Source organism: Actinosynnema sp. NPDC020468, assembly GCF_040642015.1.
In the GTDB taxonomy this organism is placed as follows: Bacteria; Actinomycetota; Actinomycetes; order Mycobacteriales; family Pseudonocardiaceae; genus Actinosynnema.
Genome location: NZ_JBFAEO010000018.1, coordinates 44,413 through 57,649, shown reverse-complemented (window position 1 = coordinate 57,649; position 13,237 = coordinate 44,413). Strand labels below are relative to the sequence as shown.

General features: G+C 73.6%; 12 protein-coding genes. 9 read left to right on the top strand and 3 right to left on the bottom strand.

The annotated features are described in order from the left end of the window. The first annotated feature begins 70 nt into the window (after positions 1-70). A complete protein-coding gene (gene sfnG / locus AB0G50_RS15320; protein ID WP_360107769.1) occupies positions 71-1,207 on the top strand; it encodes a dimethylsulfone monooxygenase SfnG in 1,137 nt (378 codons plus the stop codon). Continuing rightward, entirely contained in the window at positions 1,204-2,421 is a 1,218-nt protein-coding gene (locus AB0G50_RS15315) for an acyl-CoA dehydrogenase family protein (protein WP_360107766.1), read from the top strand. Before sfnG ends, AB0G50_RS15315 begins: the two co-directional genes overlap by 4 nt. A gap of 105 nt (positions 2,422-2,526) precedes the next feature. Here AB0G50_RS15315 and AB0G50_RS15310 read toward each other — a convergent pair whose 3' ends face one another. Beyond that, the gene (locus tag AB0G50_RS15310) at positions 2,527-3,252 is read right to left on the bottom strand and encodes a hypothetical protein (protein ID WP_360107763.1); all 726 of its coding nucleotides are present in this window, start codon (positions 3,250-3,252) and stop codon (positions 2,527-2,529) included. Positions 3,253-3,421: 169 nt separating this feature from the next. After that, positions 3,422-3,943: a hypothetical protein gene (locus AB0G50_RS15305; protein ID WP_360107760.1), complete on the bottom strand. Its 522-nt coding sequence runs from the start codon at positions 3,941-3,943 to the stop codon at positions 3,422-3,424. Positions 3,944-4,189: 246 nt separating this feature from the next. On the opposite strand from AB0G50_RS15305, the gene AB0G50_RS15300 reads away from it, so the two are divergent. From AB0G50_RS15300 to AB0G50_RS15270, 7 genes are read left to right on the top strand one after another with little or no spacing between them, the layout of a single operon-like run. Beyond that, the gene (locus AB0G50_RS15300; protein WP_360107757.1) at positions 4,190-5,809 is read left to right on the top strand and encodes a condensation domain-containing protein; all 1,620 of its coding nucleotides are present in this window, start codon (positions 4,190-4,192) and stop codon (positions 5,807-5,809) included. Continuing rightward, a complete protein-coding gene (locus AB0G50_RS15295) occupies positions 5,806-7,017 on the top strand; it encodes an MFS transporter (protein ID WP_360107754.1) in 1,212 nt (403 codons plus the stop codon). Before AB0G50_RS15300 ends, AB0G50_RS15295 begins: the two co-directional genes overlap by 4 nt. 11 nt (positions 7,018-7,028) lie before the next feature. Further along, positions 7,029-7,958 carry a LuxR C-terminal-related transcriptional regulator gene (locus tag AB0G50_RS15290; RefSeq protein ID WP_360107751.1) on the top strand — a complete coding sequence of 310 codons (930 nt, stop codon included), beginning with the start codon at positions 7,029-7,031 and terminating at the stop codon, positions 7,956-7,958. Beyond that, positions 7,937-9,121, top strand: a complete 1,185-nt coding sequence (locus tag AB0G50_RS15285) for a DegT/DnrJ/EryC1/StrS family aminotransferase (protein WP_360107748.1) — start codon at positions 7,937-7,939, stop codon at positions 9,119-9,121. Before AB0G50_RS15290 ends, AB0G50_RS15285 begins: the two co-directional genes overlap by 22 nt. Continuing rightward, the gene (gene pseB / locus AB0G50_RS15280; RefSeq protein WP_360107745.1) at positions 9,118-10,086 is read left to right on the top strand and encodes a UDP-N-acetylglucosamine 4,6-dehydratase (inverting); all 969 of its coding nucleotides are present in this window, start codon (positions 9,118-9,120) and stop codon (positions 10,084-10,086) included. The genes AB0G50_RS15285 and pseB overlap by 4 nt, the downstream gene beginning before the upstream one ends. Beyond that, on the top strand, positions 10,083-11,843 hold the full coding sequence (locus AB0G50_RS15275) for a hypothetical protein (RefSeq protein WP_360107742.1): 1,761 nt from the start codon (positions 10,083-10,085) through the stop codon (positions 11,841-11,843). Before pseB ends, AB0G50_RS15275 begins: the two co-directional genes overlap by 4 nt. 4 nt (positions 11,844-11,847) lie before the next feature. Further along, positions 11,848-12,609 (top strand): protein phosphatase 2C domain-containing protein, encoded by a 762-nt coding sequence (locus AB0G50_RS15270; protein ID WP_360107739.1) that lies wholly within the window; start codon positions 11,848-11,850, stop codon positions 12,607-12,609. On the opposite strand, the gene AB0G50_RS15265 is transcribed toward AB0G50_RS15270, so the two are convergent. Continuing rightward, the gene (locus AB0G50_RS15265) at positions 12,606-13,226 is read right to left on the bottom strand and encodes a LuxR C-terminal-related transcriptional regulator (protein WP_360107736.1); all 621 of its coding nucleotides are present in this window, start codon (positions 13,224-13,226) and stop codon (positions 12,606-12,608) included. The genes AB0G50_RS15270 and AB0G50_RS15265 overlap by 4 nt on opposite strands. Positions 13,227-13,237: the final 11 nt, after the last annotated feature.

Here is a 13,237-nt window from a genome sequence, read left to right as displayed (position 1 = left end):
GCTGGAGTGGGCACGACAGCGTTCACCGTCTGTCCTCTTCGGACAGTCAGCCCACACCAGGAGTCCCGTCGTGCCCGAGGAACGGGAACGGGAGCCGCTGAAGTTCGCCTACTGGGTGCCCAACGTCAGCGGCGGTCTCGTCGTCAGCACCATCGAACAACGCACGGACTGGTCGTACGAGTACAACCGCGAGCTGGCCGTGCTCGCGGAGGACAACGGGTTCGAGTACGCGCTCAGCCAGGTGCGGTACCTGGCCAGCTACGGCGCGTCCTACCAGCACGAGTCGACCTCGTTCAGCCTCGCGCTGCTGCTCGCCACCACCCGGTTGAAGGTGATCGCGGCCGTGCACCCCGGGTTGTGGCACCCGGCCGTGCTGGCCAAGCTGATCGCCACCGCGGACCACCTCTCCGGCGGCCGGGCCGCGGTCAACGTGGTCAGCGGGTGGTTCAAGGGCGAGTTCACCGCGCTGGGCGAGCCGTGGCTGGAGCACGACGAGCGCTACCGGCGGTCCGAGGAGTTCATCCGGGTGCTGCGGGCCGGCTGGACCGAGGAGTCCGCGCAGTTCGCGGGCGACTTCTACCGGCTGCGCGGGTACGACCTGAAGCCCAAACCGGTGGAGGTGCCGGGACGGGCGCACCCCGAGATCTTCCAGGGCGGCAACTCGACGGCGGCGCGCGCGATGGCCGGTCGGGTGTCGGACTGGTACTTCAGCAACGGCAAGGACTTCGACGGGATCACCGAGCAGGTCGAGGAGGTGGGCCGCACCGCGCGGGAGCACGGCCGGACCGTCCGGTTCGGGCTGAACGGGTTCCTCATCGCCCGCGACACCGAGTCGGAGGCGCGCGAGACGCTGCGCGAGATCGTGGCCAAGGCCGACGTCGAGGCGGTGCACGGGTTCCGCGACGCGGTGCGCCAGGCCGGTGCGTCCACCGGCGACCACCGGGGCATGTGGGCGGACTCGTCGTTCGAGGACCTCGTGCAGTACAACGACGGCTTCCGGTCGAAGCTCATCGGCACGCCCGAGCAGATCGCGCACCGGATCGTCGAGTACCGGCGGCGCGGCGTCGACCTGCTGCTGCTCGGTTTCCTGCACTACCACGAGGAAGTGGCCTACTTCGGCCGGCACGTGCTGCCGATCGTCCGCGACCTCGAAGCGTCCCTGGACCGCACCGCCGCCACCCCCGAGCCGATCGGAGTCCGACCGTGACCACGTACACCCGGCGCGCCTGGACCGGCACGCCCACCACCTCCGACGAGTGGATCGCCCGTGCGGCCGAGGTGGCCGCGCTGCTCGCCACCGACGCCGTCGAGCGCGACCGCGCCGGCGCCACCCCGCACGCCGAGGTGGCCCTGCTCAAGGACTCCGGGCTCGTCACGCTCCTGGGTCCGGTCGAGCACGGCGGCGGCGGGCAGGACTGGACGACCGCCTACCTGGTGATCCGTGAGGTCGCCGTCGGCGACGGGTCGATCGGGCAGCTCCTGGGCTACCACTACCTGTGGGCGTGGGCGGCGCGACTGGTCGCGACCCCGGAGCAGATCGCGGTCGTGGAGGAGCAGGCGACCCGCGGCCGGTGGTTCTACGGCGGCGCGGTCAACCCGCGCGACGGCGACCTGGTCATCACCGACGAGGGCGACGAGATCGTGTTCAACGGGCGCAAGTCCTTCTCCACCGGCGGCCGGGTGTCCGACGTGACCGTGCTGGAGGGCGTGGTCGAGGGCACGGACAAGCACGTCTTCGCGATCGTGCCGTCGGCGCAGGACGGCATCGTCTACCACGACGACTGGGACAACCTCGGCCAGCGGCTGACCGAGAGCGGCAGCGTCGAGGTGCGCGGGGTGCGGGTGCCGTGGGAGCAGGCGGCGGGGTACGTGGACAAGGAGTTCGCGCCCCGCACGTACAACACGCTGAACGTGCCGCTGATCCAGTTGGTGTTCACCAACTTCTACCTCGGCATCGCGCGCGGCGCGCTGACCACCGCGACCGCCTACACCCGGGACCGGACCCGGCCGTGGCCCTACGGCGGCGACAACAAGGAGTCGGCGGCCGAGGAGTTCCACGTCCTGGAGACCTACGGCGACCTCCAGTCCAAGCTGTGGGCGGCGGAGGCGCTGGCCGACCGCGCGGCCGGGCTGATCGAGAGGATCAACGCGCACCCGGACGAGGTGACGCCGGAGGAGCGCGGTGAGGCGGCGGTCGTCGTGGCGGCGGCCAAGCAGCGGGCGGTGGACGCGGGTCTCGAGATCGGCACCAGGGTGTTCGAGGTGACCGGCGCGCGGGCCAGCGCGAACGCGGTGGGGCTGGACATCTTCTGGCGCAACATCCGCACCCACAGCCTGCACGACCCGATCGCGTACAAGCGGGCCGAGGTCGGGAGGTTCGCGCTGCTGGGCGCACTGCCCGAGCCCACCTGGTACACGTGATCACCGGACCGGGCGCGCAGGTCATCGCGGACCGGCGCGCCCGGTCGCCCCTCTCCGACGCGGGCGGCTCCGGTGACACCCGCGTCGGCCGCCGCGCACCGGTGGTCAGGCGATGAAGTAGGTACCGCTGGAGGTCGGCTTGGCGAACTCCGGCGACCCGTCGTAGGACAGCCGCCAGTAGCCGGGATCGGGCGCGGTGACGCCGATGTGCGCCCAGTAGCCGCCCGCCTGGAGGTACTCCTGGTCGACGGTCTTGACGGTGGTGAACGTCGTGCCGTCCGGGGAGAACTCGACGCGCAGGGTCGGTGTGGCGGGCGGCAGGATCTTGTTCGGGAACGTGGTGCCGCCGACGATCGACACCCCGGTGGGCGTCGAGCGCTGGATCGAGAACACCGAGGTGCTGTTGTACTGCCAGGTGACGATCCTCCCCGGCACGGCGGACGCGCCGTCGAGGCTCCAGGTCCGCTCACTGGCGAACGGGTCGAAGCGCACCACCAGGTAGCCGGTGCGGCCCGGCCGGAAGGTGACGCTCCAGTCGCCACCCATGGTCACCGCGTCCTCACCGCCCCAGATCTCGTCGCAGCCGGTCGTCCGGCACACCCGGACGCGGATCAGGCCGCCGCCGACGCCACCCCAGGAGCCGTCGGGCCGCTGGGAGCGGAGCGTGCCGCCGACCGTGATCTGCTGACCGAGGTCCACCTCGGTGGCGGAGGCGGTCGCGGTCAGCTGGGTGGGCGTGCCGGGCAGCGCGTTCGCCGGCGTGCCGACGAGCGCGGCGGCGCCGAACAGGGCGGTCAGGATCACGAGAAGTCTTGTGCAGGTCTGCTTCATGGTCTCCCCACGGGACGTGACGACGTGGAACCGCACCGGCTATGTCGACGGGTTCGGACTCCGCGTTACCGGCCCGACACGGGTAGTCACCGGGAATGTCCTTGCACCCAAAGGCTTTCCACGCCACGCGACCCGGAATCGCCTTTCGTCCATTGTGGACCGGGAGCGGTCAGCGGCGGAAGCGGCACACGGCGACCGCGGCGTCGGGGTGCGGACCGGCGCCGGCGCGGGCGCGGGCGATCAGCCGGACCGGGCCGAGGTGGTCGGCGAGGTCCAGGACCTCCCGCCACGAGCGGCCGCGGTCGGCCGGCGCGGTCGCGCCCGGGGTGAGCAGGGCGGCACGGCGCAGGGCGGTCGCGCTGCCGGCGCGTCGACCGGTCAGGTGCTCGAACCGGCCGTCGGTGTGGTCCAGCAGCACGACGAGGTCGCCGCGCACCAGGTAGTCGACCACGTCGTACCGGTCGCGCACGATCGCGACGCCGTCGGGGTGCGGCCGGGTGTGCCGGAGCGCCTCGTCCACCACCGCGTCCAGCGGCTCGTCGGACGGCAGCAGGAGGTCGAGGTGGGGCGCGAGGGCGGGCCCACCCCGCAGCACCGCCACGAACCGGTCGCCGGAGAGGACGAAGTCGCCGTCCACCGCGCCGGACCGCGACGCGAAGGTGACCTCCACACCCCACCGCCCGATCGTCAAGACACTTGTCGATCCGGCACAGTAGGGCGGCGCGCGAACGCGGTTCAATGACCGCAAGAGGACCGGACGTCCGACGTCGGCCGGATCCGGCCTCCCCGCCGCTCCACTGTGGACGGTCGAGTCCCCTTTCCCGGCGGGTGGCCGCGGCGCGCGGGCCGCTTCCGGTCAGACGGTGGTCGACGGCGCGGGCGCGGAGCTAGCTTCGGTCACGTCCGGCAGTTCCCCGGCCGCGCACGAGGTGAGGACATGACGCAGATCCCCGCGCGTTTCCCCCGGCAGCACGAGAGGTCGGGGCCGCTGGCGTCCGGTCACGCGAACATCCTGCGCGCGATCGACGCCGACACCGACAAGACCAGGGACATCCTCGCGATGGTGTTCCCGGTGCCCGACCTGCCGCCGGCGCGGGTGGTCGAACTGGTCGAGGTGGTGCTGGCCAGGCACGAGTCGCTGCGCACCACCTACCACCCCGGCCCGGTGCAGCGGGTGCGCGGCGAGGGCGCGATCGCGGTCGACGTGGTCGAGGCCGAGGAGCCGCTGCCCGCCGCCGAGGCGCTGGCCCAGCGGTGGCGCGGCGTGGAGTTCGACCTGGCCGCCGCGCCGCCGCTGCGGATCGCGGTGGTCACCTCGGGCGGGGTCGGGCGGCGGCTGGTGTGGGTGGTGAGCCACCTCGCGATGGACGTGGCGACGTGCGAGCTGCTGTTCCGCGAGTGGACCGCGCTGACCGCGGGCACTCCCCTGCCCGACCCCGCGCCGCAGCCGCTGGACCTGGTGGAGCTGGAGCGCAAACCCGCCGTGGCGCGGCTTCGGCAGGCCGCCGTCGGGTACTGGGAGTCGCTGCTGGACCGGGTGCCGCAAACCATGTTCACCACCGGCGGCGACGCGCCGAGGCCCGGGCTGCGGGTGCGCTCGGAACGGGCGGCCGAGCACCTCGCCGCGATCGCCGCGCGAACCGGCGCGAGCGCCTCCACGGTGCTGCTGGCCGCGATCAAGGCGCTGGTGGCGCACCGGACGGGCCACTCGTCGTGCGTCACGACCTCGTTGTCCGGCAACCGGAACCTCAAGCAGCTGCGGAACTACTTCGGCACCGTCTCGCAGGACTCCCTGGTGTGGGTGCCGGTTCCGGCCGACGGCACGTTCGACGCGCTGGTGGCGGCGGTGCGCGCGGCGACCCTGCCCGCGTACCGGGCCGCGTGGTTCGACCCCGAGCAGGTGTGGAAGGCGATCTCGGCGGCGAGCGACCGGCGGGGCATCCGGTACGCGCGCGACCTGGTGTTCAACGACATGAGCCCGCTCGCGGGCGCCGACGACGAGGTGGTGGACCGCGGTGCGCGACGCCGGCTGCCCGCGGTGTGGGTGCCCGGCGGCACGCCGTTCGCCCCGAACGACGGCGACGCGCAGTTCGAGCGGCTGCCGGCCGAACCCGTGCCGTGCCGGCTGATCGCGTTCGTCTACCGGCTGGACGCGGAGGTGGACGTGGCCCTGCACGCCGACACCGCGTGCCTGGACGAGGACGAACTGGCCGAGTTCGCCCGCGCGCTGCTGGCCGTGCTGCGCGCGGCGGCGGCGCGGGACGTGCCGTTGACCGAGCTGGTCGGGTCGACCGCGCTGCGGCCGGTCGCGCGCGACGGGCGGTGGCGGCTGGTCGACTCGTGCTGGGTCGACCTGGACGCGGCGCGCGCCACCGCCACCGCGTTGCTCGGCGACCGGTTCCGCGGGCTGGAGGCGGTGCCCGACGCCGTGCTGGGCCACCGGCTCGTGTGCCACCTGGCGGGCGAGGTGGCCGACATCCGCGAGCGGTTCCTGAACGCGCTCGGTCCCACCGTGGTCGCACCGCACGAGTACGTGGTGCGCGAGGAGGAAGCATGACCACCGACACCCTGCCCCGGACCTCCCTGTGGTCCGCCAACTTCCGGCTCTACCTGGGCGCGCGGGCGACGTCGCTGCTCGGCGACGCGATGCTGCCGGTGGCGCTGTCCGTCGGCGTGCTCGCGGCCGGGCACGGCATCACCGGCATCGGCTACGCGCTCGGCGCGTGGATGGCCGCGATGGCGCTGTGCACGCTGATGGGCGGCGTGCTGGCGGACCGGTTCACCCCGCGCCGGATGATGGTGCTCGCCGACCTGATCCGGTTGGTCGTGCAGGCCGGGATCGCGGTCGCCTTCGCCCTGGGCGCGCCCGCGCTGTGGCTGATCGTCGTGCTCCAGTTCCTCAGCGGTGTCGCGACGTCGATGTTCCAACCCGGCGTGGCGAGCATGGTGCCGAAGGTCGCGAAGGACGTGCAGAAGGCCAACGGCGTGCTGCGGATCGCCGAGGCGATCACCGGCGTGCTGGGTCCGGCGGTGGCCGGTCTGCTGGTGAGCCTGTTCGGCGCGGCCGTGGTGTTCGGCATCGACGCGGCGACCTACGCGGTGAGCGCGCTGTGCCTGGCCGCGCTGCGGCTGGGCGACTCGCCGGTCGCCGACCGCGCGCAGTCGTACTGGCGGCAGCTCGTGGAGGGCTGGCAGGACTTCCGGTCCCGCAACTGGTTGTGGGGCGTCATCGCGATCTGGTTGGTGTACGGGTGCTTCGTGCCCGGCGTGTCGCTGCCGGTGACCGCCGAGCTGGTCAACGCGGACTACGGCTCGACCACGCTGGGCATCGCGCTGGGCGCGTTCGGCGGCGGTGGCGTGCTGGGCGGTCTGGTGGCCATGCGCGCGAAACCGGCCCGACCGCTGGTGGCGGGCAGCATCGGCTGGGCGCTGTTCGCGGTCTACCCGTTCACGCCGGTGTTCGGGCCGCCCGCGATCCTGCTGCACGCCGGCTGGCTGGTCGCCGGGTTCGGCCTGGCGTACTGGGGAGTCGTGTGGGCGACCACCGTGCAGACGCACGTGCCCGAGCACCTGCTGAACCGGGTGTACGCCTACGACGTGTCCGGCTCGCTGCTGGCCCTCACGCTCGGTCGCACGCTGGCCGGTCCGCTGGCGGGCGCCGTCGGACCGCGCACCCTGATGCTGCTGTCGACCGCGCTGGGACTGGTGTGCACCGGGCTGCTGCTGGTCACACCCGCCATCCGCCGACTGCGCCGCGCCAACTGAGGGGAGGGTCGATGGACGTCGACGACGTCGTGGTCGAGGTGTACGAACGGATCCTGGCCGAACCGGGCGGTGCGCCCGCCATCGCGCCCGAGCAGCTCGACCGGGCGGTGGACGTGCTGCGCGGGTTGCGGCTGGTGCGGCCGCGCGGCGAGGGCTGGGAGGCGGTCGACCCCGAGGTCGCGCAGGCCGAGCTGCGACGCGTCGCGGACGACCGGGACCGGCGGCTGCGGCCGTTCGAGGACGCGTTCCACCGCACCCGGAGCGCCGCGCCGGACGACCTCGGGTCGCGCTTGGCCGAGGTCGCCGGGTCGTGCGCGACCGAGATCGTGGTGATGCACACCTGCGTCGCGCAGGAGACGCCGCGGGCCCGGTTCGTCCGCCCGCTGGTGGTGGCCGCCGCCAAGCGGGGCGTGCCGGTGCGGTTGCTGTTCCCGCACACCGGTCGCGGCGACACGGTGACCCGCGCGTACCTGCGCGACGTGACCGACGCGGGCGGCGAGGTGCGGACCTCCGGCGAGGTGCCGGACCGGTTCGTGGTGTTCGACCGGCGGATCGCGTTCCTGCTCGGCGAGGACGGCGTCGACCACGCGGGCGCGGTGGTCGACCAGCCGGTGCTCGCCCGGTTCCTGCACCGCATCCACGACCACGTGTGGCAGTCCGCGCTGCGCTTCAGCCCGGGTCAGACCGGGTACGGGAGCGCGCTCGGCGCGCTCAAGTCGAGCATCCTGCGGCTGCTGGCCTCCGGGTTGACCGACGACGTCATCGCCCGCCGCGTCGGCATCTCGGAGCGGACGCTGCGCCGGCACATCGCCGCGATCATGCGGGACATGTCGGCGGAGAGCCGATTCCAGGCCGGGTTCGCCGCCGCCGAGGCGGGTCTGCTCCGTTCCCGAACCACGCACACCCAAGGAGACCTCCAGTGTCAACCAACAGACCGGTAGTGCTCGGCGGCGAGCCGATCCTGCCCGAGGGCGTGCCGCTGGCCAGGCCGACGCTCGACGTCGACCCGGGCCTGCTGGCCACGTTCGGCGACATCCTGGCGTCCGGGCTGCTGACCAAGGGGCGGCACCTGGACTCGTTCGAGCGCGGCGTGGCGGCGTTCCTCGGCGTCGAGGACGCGGTGGCGCTGTCCAGCTGCACCAGCGGGTTGATCCTCCTGTTACGGGCGTTGGGGTTGCGCGGCGAGGTGGTGCTGCCCAGCTTCACGTTCATCGCCAGCGGGCACGCCGCGGCGTGGAACGGCTTGACGCCCCGGTTCGCCGACATCGACCCGGACACGTTCGCGGTGGCACCGGACCGGGTCGAGGAGGTGGTGGGCGACCGGACGGCCGCCGTGCTGGGCGTGCACACGTTCGGCTCGCCGTGCGACGCGGAGGCGCTGGCCAAGGTGGCGGCGCGGTGGGACGTCCCGTTGGTGCTCGACGCCGCGCCCGCGTTCGGCGGCAGCTACCCCGACGGGACGAAGGTCGGCACCCGCGGGGTGGCCGAGGTGTTCAGCCTGAGCCCCACCAAGCCGTTCACCACCGGCGAGGGCGGTATCGTGGCGACCAACGACCGGGCGCTGGCCAAGGAGCTGCGGGTGCTGCGCGAGTACGGCAACCCGGGCGACTACGACAGCGTGGCGTTCGGCCTCAACGCCCGGATGCCCGAGCTGTCCGCCGCCGTCGGCAACCACCACCTGCCGCTGCTGCCCGAGCTGATCGCGCGCCGGCAGGTGCTCGCCGGCCGCTACCTGGCCGCACTGTCCGAAGTGGACGGACTGGGGTTCCAGCGGATCCCGGACGACGCGGTGAGCACGTACAAGGACTTCTGCGTGACCGTGGACGCGGCCGCGTTCGGCGTCGACCGCGACACGCTCGGGCGGGCGCTGAAGGCGGAGGGCATCGCGACCCGCGACTACTACAACCCGCCGCTGCACCGCCAGACCGCCTACCGGGCGCTGCCGACCGCCGTGGAGGAGTCGTTGCCGCACACCGAGGAGCTGTCCCGCACCGCGCTCACCCTCCCGCTGCACTCGCACATGCCCGACCACGTGGTCGACGGCATCGCCGAGTCGATCCGCCGGGTGCACGCGCACGCGGCCGAGGTCGGTGGTCGGGCGTGAGCGTCCTGCGCGATTCGACCGTGCTGGTCACCGGCGGCACCGGCTCGCTCGGCACCGCGTTCGCCCGGCACGCGCTGGAGGACCTCGGCGTGGCGCGGCTCGTGGTGTTCTCCCGCGACGAGCAGAAGCAGTACGAGATGCGCCGGGAGTTCGCCGACTCCCGGATCCGGTTCGTGCTGGGCGACGTCCGCGACCTGGACAGCCTGGTGGGCGCGATGCGCGGGGTCGACCACGTGGTGCACGCGGCGGCGCTCAAGCAGGTGGACACCGCCGAGTACCAGGCCTACGAGTTCGCCCGGACCAACATCGTGGGTTCGCGCAACGTGATCGAAGCCGCGGTCGAGACGGGTGTGCGCCGGGTGGTGGCGCTGTCCACGGACAAGGCGTCCAGCCCGACGAACCTCTACGGCGCCACGAAGATGGTGTCGGACAAGCTGTTCACCTCCGCGCAGGGGCACGGCACGCTGTTCTCCGTGGTGCGCTACGGCAACGTGATGGGCAGTCGGGGCTCGGTGATCCCGCTGTTCCGGCGACTGGTCGCGCAGGGCGGCGAGCTGCCGATCACCGACAAGCGGATGACCCGGTTCTGGATCACCGGCGAGCACGCGGTGCGGTTCATCGTGGACACGTTCGACGCGATGCGCGGCGGTGAGCTGTTCGTGCCCCGGCTGCCGAGCATGAAGGTGACCGACCTGGCCGAGGCGGTCGCGCCCGGCTGGCCGAGCTACGAGGTGGGCATGCGACCCGGCGAGCGGTTGCACGAGGAGATGATCGCGGCCGAGGACAGCAGCCGGGCCTACCGCCTGGACGACCGCTACCTGGTGCTGCCCACGACGCCCGTGGAGTACGAGCCGGCGCCGGACTGCCGCCCGGTGACGGTCGGCTTCAGCTACCGCTCGGACACCAACGACCAGTGGCTGTCGGTCGAGGAGCTGCGCGGGATGCTGGACGTGGTGGCGCCGTGATCCGGTTGACCGGCGCCGTGATGGCGCACCCCCGGCGGGCGGACGCGGCGCGGGCCCTGATCGCCTCCGCGCCGCCGGGGTTCCTCGACCTGGTCCGCGACCCCGACCCGGGCGGACCGCCGTCGGGGCTGCGGACCTCGATCGCGGCCTGGTCGACGGTGCCCGCCGGCTCGACCCACCACCTGGTGCTGGAGGACGACGCCCGGTTGGCGCCGGACTTCGTGGCGCACCTGGAGCGGGCGGTCGCGAAGGCGCCGGACGCGGCGATCGCGCTGTACACCAACTGGAACTCCCGGGCGGGCGCGGCGGTCCGGCTGGGCGCGCTCGCGGGCGCGCGCTGGGCCGTGCCCCCGACCGAGTACACGCCGAACGTGGCACTCGTCCTGCCGGCCGCGGTGGCCGCGCGCTTCGGCCCGTTCGCCCGCGCCTCCGGCGGCTCGTGGCCGGACGACGTGGTGCTGGCCCGGTACCTGCGGCACGCGGGGGTGCGGACGCTGCTGACCGTGCCGAACCTGGTGCAGCACGGCGAGTTCCCCAGCGTGTCGGGCAACGACCTGCACGGGCTGCGGCAGGCGGCGTGCTTCGGCGTGCCGCCGGACGACGACTGGTCGGCCGACCGGATCGTCACGCCGACCGCGGTGCCGTTCGTCAAGTTCGGCCTGGCGCTGGGCACGGTGCGCCGGGAGGGCGGGTGGTCGACCGTGGGCGCGGCCCGCCTGGACCGCCTGCTCGGAGTGCCGGAACCGCCGGCCGACGTGCTCGCGCAGGCTGGACCGACGACCGACGGCGAGCCGGGCGACGTGGCGCGCGGGGTCTCGACGGCGGAACCATCGGCGCTCACCGCCCGAAGCGGGTCGGACGACGCACCCCCGGGAGCCGCTCCCCCGGCGTTCCTCGGCGAATCTGCCCCGGACGTGCGCCCCGCCGACCTGACCCGCGCCTCGACCCCCGGCGCCGACCAGAGCCGGCGGCCCGGACCCGCCGGCGGGCTGCCGGGCGCGGTCGCGTTGTGGCGCAACGCCTTCGCGTTGGGCAGGCTCCAGCCCGACCACGACGAGGCCGACCCGCTCGTGCGGTCGGCGGTGGCGTCGTTGGGGCCCGGGTTGCTCTGCACGTCGCTCGGCGCGCACGAGTTGCGGCGGCTGGAGGAAGCCTGGCGGGAGTGGGCGTTCCGCGCCCTGCGGGCCGGTGCCGCCGCGCCACCGGTCGAGCGGCGCCAGCACCGGATCTCGTTGTCCGGCAACGACTCCGCGGTGCGCTCCCTCGTGGCCGACGACCTGCGCGACCGCGGGCACGACCTCGGCGGCGGGGTCGAGGTCGTGGTGGAGCACGACCGGGTGCGGTGTCACGACGCGGTGCTGTGGCTCGGCACGCCCTACGGGCCTGGCCTGGCCGACGGGCCGCTGCCGGCGCTCGTGCTCCAGTCCCTGCAACGGCACCCGATGCGGGTCGGCGGTGTGCTCGCGACCGAAACCCGGTGGACGCACGTGTGGGACGTCGCCGGCGCGATCGAGCACGTGCTGGACGATCCCACCTCGTCCGGCGACCTCGCCGTGTGGCACGACGAAACGCCCAAGCCGCAGGAGTTGGCGGACCTGATCGGGTCGGTGGTGCGGCGGGTCGAGGTGGACCTGTCCGCGGTCACGACGCGGGACGGCGACCCGCCGCGCGGCCGGCGCTGGGCGTGGCGGCCGGAACTGGACCTGGGCGAGGGCATCCGGCTGCTGGCCCAGTGGCTCGCCTACGAGGCGGGGTGAGGGCGTGCGGATCTCGTTCACCACGGATCAGGGCGTCGGCGCGGACAACGAGGACGCGGTCGTGGCGGGCGACGGGTGGGCGGTGGTGCTCGACGGCGCCACCGCCGAGCCCGACACGGACAGCGGCTGCGTGCACGGTGTCGCCTGGTTCGCCCGCCGGCTGGCCGGCCACCTGGCCGCGCGACTGCTCGCCGGCGGCGCGCTGACCGACCTCCTGCACGACGCGATCACCGCCGTCGCGCTGTCCCATGTGGACACCTGCGACCTGGCGAACCCGTGCAGCCCCACGGCGACCGCGGCCGTCCTGCGCCGCGCCGGCGACCGGCTCGACTACCTCGTGCTGGGCGACTCGCCGATCGTGTTCACCCGCGTCGACGGCACCCCGCTGCCGATCGTGGACGACCGGTTGGCCCGCTACACCGGACCGTGGTCCGGGCTGCGGCACATCCGCAACGTGCCCGGCGGGTTCTGGATCGCGGGCGCGGTGCCCGAGGCGGCCCGGCACGCGGTCACCGGCAGCGTTCGCCTCGCCGACGTGCGGTCGGCCGCGCTGCTCACCGACGGCGCGACTCGGCTGGTGGACAAGTACGGCTGGACGTGGCCGGAACTGCTCGCCGTGCTGCACCGGGGTGGTCCGGCGGAACTGGTCGCGCTGACCCGTTCCGCCGAACGCGACTCCCCTTTAGCCGGCAAACCGCACGACGACGCGACCGCGGTTCTCTGCGCGTTCTCCGCCGCCGCCGACGGGCATTACCCGCCCGCTTAGCCGGCCGGTACCCGACCACCCCGGGCGGCGGTCCCGCCGTCGGGCGGAATTCCCGGCTCCAGCCACCCGAACTCGGCGGCGCGGAAACCCAGTTCGAATCTGCTGCGCGCGCCGACCCGGTCCATCATGCCGTTCACGTGGCGGCGGACGGTGCGCGCGGAGACGCCGAGCCTGCCCGCCGCCACGTCGTCGGTCATGCCGGACACCAGGCAGAGCAGCACGGAGCGCTCGAACTCGTCCGGTACGCCGTGCACGCCCACCCACGAGGTCGCGACGCTCCACCTCGACAGGAACGACTCGACCAGCGCGGTCACCAGCGACGGCTCGACCACCACGAGCAGGCCGTCCGCCCGACCCGACGGCACCACCGCGACCGACCGGTCGACCAGCAACGACCCGTGCGACGACGCTTCGGCGACCCGAACCCTGACCCGGTGCCGCAACGCCTCCCGCACCCAGTCGCGGTCCTCGGCCCGACCGCCGAGGAACCGCACCTTCACCTGCGGCCCGCACACCCCGCCGCGCACCGCGCGCAGCAGCGTGTCGCGGAAGTCCGACGGCGCGCCGCCGCCCGTCGCGAACACTTCCCGATCCGCGCCGCGAACCAGTTCCAGCACCCTCGCCCGGT